The organism is Achromobacter sp. UBA5777 (assembly GCF_002418565.1).
In the GTDB taxonomy this organism is placed as follows: domain Bacteria; phylum Pseudomonadota; class Gammaproteobacteria; order Burkholderiales; family Burkholderiaceae_B; genus Achromobacter; species Achromobacter animicus.
In genome coordinates this window covers 1-5724 of the sequence record NZ_DIEJ01000132.1, presented here as the reverse complement: position 1 = coordinate 5724, position 5724 = coordinate 1, and the positions used below count along the sequence as shown (strand labels likewise).

The window sequence follows — 5724 nt, the reverse complement described above, 5'->3', positions numbered from 1 at the left end:
GGCAGGCCCGCGCGCAGGACGGCAGCCTGGCGCGCATGGAACAGGCCGGCTCGTTCGACAAGGCGGAACTTGCCCGCGGCACGATGGGCGCCGATCCCGCGCTGCCGGCCGGTCCCGCGCTGAGCGACGAAGAGCAGCGCCGTGTCCGCTGGTCGAAGGTGTTTGCCGTGGTGACGCCGCTGGCGTTCCTGGCCGTGATCGCCGTGATGGTGCTGCCCCGGCTGTTTCCGTCGCTGCCCGCGCTGCGCGGCGGCGATGCGGCAGCGCTGGTCGGCGGCGTTGCCTTCGTGGTGATGATGCTGGTGACGCTGGCCGCCGAAGGCCCTCGCAAGATGCTGGACGTGTGTCCGGAACACGTGACCGACGGCTTTGTGTTCGCCTTCAAGGCGATGGGTTCCGTGCTGCCCATCGCGGGCTTCTTCTTCGTGGGCGCCAATGAGACGGCCGCGCAGATCCTGGGCGTGCCGGCGGCGCAGGCGCCCGGCCTGCTCTTCGAGGTGATCTCCGCCGCGCAGCACCTGATCCCGGAAAACCACTTCCTCGTCGCCTTCGGTGTGCTGCTGGTCGGCATGATCACCGGCATCGACGGCTCGGGCTTCGCGGGTCTGCCGCTCACGGGCACGTTATCCGGCGCGCTGGGTCCGGTCGTCGGCGTAGACCCCGCGACGCTGGCGGCGGTCGGCCAGATGGGCGCCGTCTGGACGGGCGGCGGCACGCTGATCGCCTGGTCCTCGCTGATCGCGGTGGCGGGGTTTGCACGGGTGAACGTGCTGTCGCTGGTGCGCGCGCTGCTGTTGCCCGTGCTGCTTGCGCTCTTCGTCTCGACGATCTGCGCCGTGCTGATCTGGAGTTGAACGGCGCGACGTGACGCAAAAAGGCTCCCGCGCGGGAGCCTTTTTGCTGACGCTTCAGGTGGGGTTTCCACGGATCGTCGGCCAATGATTAAAGTATACAATGTTCTGAACGTAGCCCAAGCGCCTCGCGCCTGCCGCGCCGGCCCAGACTCAATCAAGGAAGCGCTCCCGTGGACGATCTCTCGCAGCAGACCTTTTTGAACTACATCGGCGGCAAGTGGATGCCCAGCGGCTCGGGTAAAACCGCGCCGAACCGCAACCCGGCCGACACGGACGACGTCGTCGGGCAATTCCAGGTCTCCAACGCCGAAGACGCCCGGCAGGCGGTCCTGGCGGCCGAGGCGGCGTTTGCCGCGTGGCGCGACACGCCGATCTCCAAGCGCGCGGCCATCCTGTTCAAGGTGGCCCAGCATCTGGAAGACAACGCCGCGTCGATCGCGCGCGAACTGACCCGTGAAGAAGGCAAGGGCCTGAACCTGGCCAAGGACGAAGTCCTGCGGTCCGCGCAGACGATCCGCTTCTATGCGGTCGAAGGCCAGTCCTTCACCGGCGAGACCTACCCCAACGACGATCCGGACATGATCGTCTACAGCCAGCGCGAGCCGCTGGGCGTGGTGACGGTGATCTCGCCCTGGAATTTCCCCATCTCGATTCCGGCGCGCAAAATCGCACCGGCCCTCATCACGGGCAACACGGTGGTGTTCAAGCCCTCGTCCGACGCGCCGATGTCGGGCTATCGCCTGACCGAGGCCTTCATGCAGGCCGGACTGCCGGCCGGCGTGCTGAACTTCCTGACGGGTCCGGCAGGGGCGGTGGGCGAAGCCATCACGGGGGCGAGCCAGGTGCGCGCCATTTCGTTCACCGGCTCCACGGCCGCCGGCGAGCAGATCCATCGCACGGCCGGCCTGACCACCCGGACGCAGATGGAACTGGGCGGCAAGAATCCCTTGATCGTGCTGGCCGACGCCGACCTGGACCGCGCAGTGGATCTGGCGGTCAAAGGCGGCTTCTCGCTGAGCGGCCAGGCGTGCACCGGCACCAGCCGCGTGCTGGTCGACCGCAAGGTCAGCGGCGCCTATACGGAAAAGCTGCTCGCCAGGATCAAGACGCTGACCATCGGCAACGGCCTGGACGGCAACTTCGACCTGGGCCCGCTGGCCACCGCCCGCCAGCTAGACAACGTGCTGGGCTATATCGAACTGGGCAAGCAGGAAGCCACGCACCTGTACGGCGGCGATCGCCTGACGGGCGAGGGTTTCGACCGCGGCTATTACGTCACGCCCGCGCTCTTTGCCGGTGTGACGCAGCAGATGCGCATTGCCCGCGAAGAAATCTTCGGCCCGGTGATCGCGCTGATCGAGGTCGACGGCTATGAAGACGCCATCACGCAGGCCAACGACACGGAATACGGCCTGTCGGCCGCCATCGCCACCACCGACGCCCGGTACGCGCACCGCTTCGCCCGCGACATCCAGGCGGGTACCGTGAAGATCAACCGCACCACCACCGGCAACCTGATCAACGCGCCGTTCGGCGGCTTGAAGCATTCCAGCACCTCCACATTCCGCGAATCGGGTCGCGTGGGGCTGGAGTTCTACACGCAGATCAAAACCGTCTACCGCGCCGGCTGACGGCTCATCCATCCAAAGAGGCTTTGCACATGAAACAGATCTATCGCCTGGAACTTGAAGAAGCGCGCGTCATGGTGCGCGCCGCCATCGCCAAGTCGCAGGAAATCGGCGTGCTGGAGTCGATCTGCATCGTGGACGACGGCGGCTATCCGATTGCGCTCGAGCGCATGGACGGCGCCCGCATCACGGGTCCGCAGATCGCCTGGAACAAGGCGTTTACCGCCGCCGGGCACAAGCGCTCGACGCACCTGTTCAATACCCCGCCCAACGGCCCCGCGCTGCCCGGCAACGAAGCCTTCGGCATCCAGTGGAGCTTCGACGGAAAGTTCGCGGTGTTCGTCGGCGGCTTTCCCATCGTCGTGAACGGCGAAGTGATCGGCGGCGTGGGCCTGAGCGGCGGCAACGGCGAGCAGGACACCAAAGCAGGTCTTGCAGCGCTGGCCGCGCTGGGCGAACTGCTGGAGCCGCGCGGCATGAAGGTGCTGGTCGAAGCGGACATCAAGAAATAGGCGAGGGCGTCATGGCATACCGCGTGCACATCCTGGAAACCGCAGAAGCCTTTGTCGTCGATGAAGGCGAATCCGTGCTGGAAGCCGCGGAGCGTTCGGCCGTGAAGCTGCCGCACGAGTGCTCGTTCGGCGGCTGCGGCACCTGCCGCATCAAACTGGAATCGGGCGCCGTCCGGTACGACGAATTTCCCATGGCGCTGACCCCGGAAGAGGCCGAGCAGGGCTATGCGCTGGCATGCCAGGCGCGTCCGACGGCCGACCTGTGCATCAGCGTGGCGAGCAGCCGGCAGACCTTCCCCGAGCCTCGCCGCATTCCCGCCACCATCCACCGCATCGCCGCCTTGTGTGACGACGTCATCCACCTGACCCTGGCGCTGCCCGGCGACGGCATGGATTACGTGCCAGGGCAGTACATGAATGTGGTGCTCCCGGACGGCGAGACGCGCAGCTTCTCCATGGCGTCGGCGCCCGCGGGCAACCTGATCGACTTTCACGTGCGCCGCATTCCCGGCGGCCGCTACACCGACCAGTGGCTGAGGCAGGCCCGCGCCGGCGCGCCGGTGGAGATCGAGGCGCCGCTTGGCGTCTTCAGCTATCACGAGGAAGACTGGCGCCCGCTCATCATGATGGCCACGGGAACCGGCATCGCGCCCATCAAGGCGATTCTTGAATCGCTGCTGGACAACGAGGACTGCCCCCCCGTGACGCTGTATTGGGGCATGCGCACCGAGGCGGACCTGTACCTGCGGGAAGAGATCGAAAGCTGGGCCGGGCGGCTCTATGAATTCAATTTCGTGCCCGTGCTGTCGCGCGCGGGGGCGGACTGGCAGGGGCGCCGCGGCTACGTGCAGCAGGCGGTGCTGGAAGATCACGCGGACCTGTCGGAACATGCGTTCTATCTATGCGGCGCGCCGGAGATGATCCGCCAGGCCAAAAGCCTGTTGGCCGAACGGGGCGCCAGTCTGGATCACCTGTACGCCGACAGCTTCACGTTCCAGCACGCGCTGGCGGCCGCTTGACCGTGGCCGGCCGGTGGCGACGCGCGGCCCCTCGCCGGCCACGATTCGCCGACACCTTGACGCACGGCTAGCGATACACCAGCACCGGCAGCCGCGTGCGCGCCAGCACGCGCTGCGTCTCGCTGCCCAGCAAGAAGCCCGTCATGCCGTGCCGCCCGTGCGAACCCATCACGATCAGGTCGCACCCGGACTTCTGCGCCGTCTCCACGATGGCCTCGTGCGGATGGTCGTTCACCGTGACGATGGCTTCGCAGGGCACCAGCGCGTGCCGCGCCTCGGCTTCAAGTCCGTCCAGATACGCCTGCGCGTTCTTGCGCGCCTGATCGGTGTGATGGCCTTCGGTGGTGCCCAGCATTTCGGCCTGGTAAACCAGCAGATGGTCTTCCGGGATGGCGCGCAGCAGGGTGATGGTGGCGCCCATTTCCTTGGCGAAAACGAGGGCGCGCTTGAATGCCGATTCGGACAGCAGGGAGCCGTCCACGGCGATGAGCAAGTGCCTGTACATGTTGCCTCTCCTTTAGGTAAAGGAATGTCCAGCAACGGCGAATCCAGTATAGGCCTGCGGAAGGGCGCAAGCCAATCCGGCATATGGCGGATCGGCCGGTGTCTGACACCGCCGAGACACCGTCTCAAGATGACGATCTTCTCCCCAGGTCTCAGACACCACGCTCTCTTGCTCGCCGCCGGCGCTTCCAAACCACCAGGGTTAGGCATATATTGTCTTCGCGATATCCGGCGGTTCCCTCCTGGCTTGTGGCGTCTTGCTCTGTGTGCGGAGAACGGAAATGCGGCGACTGCGTGCGTGGTTGATCGGGCTGATGTGCCTTGGGCTGTCATTCTCTTTTCCTGCCATGTCGCAGACCAAGCTGAGCAACGCTCAGCTTGATCAGTTGATGGCGCCCGTGGCGCTCTATCCGGACGCGCTGCTATCGCAGATCCTGATGGGATCCACGTACCCCGATGACGTCGCGGCGGCGGCCAAATGGTCGGCCGCGAACGCCAATCAGTCCGGGGACGATGCGGTGCGAGCCGTCGACGCCGAAACCTGGGATCCCAGCGTCAAGTCGCTGGTGGCCTTTCCGTCGGTCATGGACATGATGGGCCGCGAGCCCGGCTGGGTGAAGTCCGTGGGCGACGCGTTCCTGGCGCAACCCGAGGCCGTCATGGATTCCGTCCAGCGGCTGCGCACGCAGGCGCAAAAGGCCGGCAACCTGAAAAGCACGCCGCAGCAGACGGTCAAGACCACCACCGCGAATGAAAAGACGGTTGTGGTGATCGAGCCGGCGGATCCCCAAGTCGTCTACGTGCCCAGTTACAACCCCACGGTGGTCTACGGCGCGTGGGCGTATCCGTCGTATCCGCCTTATTACTATCCCCCGCCGCCGGGGTCGGTGTTTGCGAGTTCGCTGGTGGCCGGGATCGGATTCGGCATCGGCGTCGCGGCGATCAATTCGATGTGGGGCGACGCAAACTGGGGGCATGGCGACATCGACATCGACGTGGATCGCTACAACAACATCAACGTCAACAATCGCATTGACCGCAACAACGTCAATAACAACCGGTCGACGTGGCAACACAACGCCGCCAATCGCGGCAACGCACCGTACGCGGACGCTGCCAACCGCCAGCGTTTCGACAGCCAGCGGCAGGCCGGCTTGCAGAATCGCGCGCAGGCCGGCGGCCAAGGGCTTGGCGCGGCGGGCGCGGC

At 66.0% G+C, this 5724-nt stretch carries 5 protein-coding genes and 1 pseudogene; 5 read left to right on the top strand and 1 reads right to left on the bottom strand.

The genetic code is table 11. The features are described 5' to 3' along the window. The 4 genes and pseudogenes from B3446_RS09770 to B3446_RS09755 all read left to right on the top strand — a co-directional run. A pseudogene (locus tag B3446_RS09770) lies at positions 1–854 on the top strand (hypothetical protein); the annotation flags it as partial. Positions 855–1075: 221 nt separating this feature from the next. Next, entirely contained in the window at positions 1076–2485 is a 1410-nt protein-coding gene (locus B3446_RS09765) for an aldehyde dehydrogenase family protein (protein ID WP_409558327.1), read from the top strand. Positions 2486–2514: 29 nt separating this feature from the next. Further along, the gene (locus tag B3446_RS09760) at positions 2515–2994 is read left to right on the top strand and encodes a GlcG/HbpS family heme-binding protein (RefSeq protein ID WP_056319338.1); all 480 of its coding nucleotides are present in this window, start codon (positions 2515–2517) and stop codon (positions 2992–2994) included. 11 nt (positions 2995–3005) lie between these two features. Beyond that, positions 3006–4013: a 2Fe-2S iron-sulfur cluster-binding protein gene (locus B3446_RS09755; RefSeq protein ID WP_291380488.1), complete on the top strand. Its 1008-nt coding sequence runs from the start codon at positions 3006–3008 to the stop codon at positions 4011–4013. Between the two features lie 67 nt (positions 4014–4080). Here B3446_RS09755 and B3446_RS09750 read toward each other — a convergent pair whose 3' ends face one another. Further along, entirely contained in the window at positions 4081–4518 is a 438-nt protein-coding gene (locus tag B3446_RS09750) for a universal stress protein (protein ID WP_175123758.1), read from the bottom strand. Between the two features lie 280 nt (positions 4519–4798). Here B3446_RS09750 and B3446_RS09745 point away from each other — a divergent pair. Next, positions 4799–5724 (top strand): DUF3300 domain-containing protein (locus B3446_RS09745; protein WP_291380486.1); only part of this gene is annotated, 926 nt, incomplete at its 3' end.